1 pseudogene is annotated in these 463 nt (G+C 57.5%); it reads left to right on the top strand.

Annotation, left to right across the window (positions count from 1 at the left end):
* Nucleotides 1–463: pseudogene (locus tag CSC71_RS15370) on the top strand (hypothetical protein); the annotation flags it as partial.

The following is a 463-nucleotide window of genomic DNA, read 5'->3' as shown; positions in this document are numbered from 1 at the left end:
TCATACGGCTGGGTACTGCTGCCGGTGATTCCCGCAGCCGGGTTTTTCGCGATGTTCTTCTATGACATGGGGCGAATGTTCATCGAGGAAAAACGCAACCCTTGGGGCACGATCTTCAAGCAGTTCCAGACCGACATGCTCCATGATGCACCGTACCTTCAGGAGCTGAAAAGCTTTCCGAAACCAATGCTGGAGTACGCCCTGCTTCAGTACCGGCATCGCTGGAGCAGAGTCGACGGCAGGGCGATGCTGCTATCTGGCGACATCAGGAAACTAGGGCTGTTCCCAGGACTACTCGCGATCATCGTGGGTATCAGCAAGCTGCTCGAGAACGCGTCCTTGCCATGGATCTGGCAAGTCGCAGCCATGGATGGGGCCTTCCAGTTCCTCGCGTTCTTCGTGGGTGCAACCGGCGAGCGACGTGCCCAGGTCATCGAACTGCTTGAGCACGCCATCGCCAACT

Source organism: Pseudoxanthomonas sangjuensis, assembly GCF_010211755.1.
Taxonomy (GTDB): domain Bacteria; phylum Pseudomonadota; class Gammaproteobacteria; order Xanthomonadales; family Xanthomonadaceae; genus Pseudoxanthomonas_A; species Pseudoxanthomonas_A sangjuensis.
The sequence above is the reverse complement of the archived record's forward strand: the minus strand, read 5'-3'. Positions and strand labels throughout refer to the sequence as shown.